General features: G+C 63.3%; 1 protein-coding gene. It reads right to left on the reverse strand.

Annotation, left to right across the window (positions count from 1 at the left end):
* The coding region (locus EPN29_14330) for a hypothetical protein (protein ID TAN30133.1) at positions 1 to 936 on the reverse strand (936 nt) is incomplete at its 3' end.
* Positions 937 to 1,075: the final 139 nt, after the last annotated feature.

Here is a 1,075-nt window from a genome sequence, read left to right on the forward strand (position 1 = left end):
GACGCCGGCGGCAAAAGCGAGTGCATTTGCGACGAGGCCGTCGCGCTCGAAGAAGGGCTCGAGCTTGGCGGCGACGAGCTGCTGAGTCGACAGCACCGCCGAGACCTCGTCGCCGTCGCCCTGAGTCTGGCGGGAGAAGCTCGCATCCTCGTCGGCGACATCGAGCGGAGTTGAGCGCGTTGTATCGAGGTAGTTGCGGCAGAGCATGTCGGGCGAGACGGCGTCGTCGCTGAACCAGACCATGCCGCAGCGACTGACTGTGGCGAGAGTCGCGTATTTGAGCGACTCGACCTCGAACATGATGCGGACGTTGGGCGGCAGATTGAGGCGCTCTCCGTTCGGCAGCGTCAAGAGCTTGTTGTCGTCGAGGACGCTGCGAGGTCCGAGAGTCAACGACCGCGTTCGCAACGATGCAAGTACAGGAACGCACGAGTTGAGATTCTCCACCCACTCGGGGTCGACGTCGCCGTCAAAGATGATCCAGTGGCGCTTCGAGCTTTCCGCGCGGACGTCGTCGACGATCTTGCGGAGGATGTGCGTGAAGAGGCCGTCGTTCCACTCGCGCGTGGTCGGGTCGAGGGTGCCGTACAGCGCGTCCTTGGCGATGGCCTTGGGGTCGATGACGTAGGAGACGCCCTCGATGCCCGTCAGGCGCTCCAGCGCCGCGAGGAGGACCCGCCACGCCGAAGTCTTGCCAGTCGCCGACGGCCCAACCATCATCAGACCGTGCTGTATGTTCTGAATCTGGTAGAGCTGGACGACCTTCTGCAGCCAGACATCGCCCGCGACGAGGTTCCGCTCCTTGCAGACGTCGAGGATGTGCTTCTTCAGATCGTCGAGGTCGACAGGAACGTAGTCGATGCCTGGGAAGACGTCGGCGAGGAGGCTATGCGAAGCGAGCGAATTAGTCGGCGGGCACGGTGGGCGGAAGAGCAAGGCGAACTCACCTTGTCAAGAGCGGAACATCCTCGGCGACCAACTTGGGCACGATCGTCTCGGTGACCGACTGGATGACGATCTCCTGCTCCGAGATGTCGACTGAATCGCTGCCGTTGGCATCGGCGGCGGCCTGCAG

It is taken from the genome of bacterium (genome assembly GCA_004299235.1).
Taxonomy (GTDB): domain Bacteria; phylum Chloroflexota; class Dormibacteria; order Dormibacterales; family Dormibacteraceae; genus SCQL01.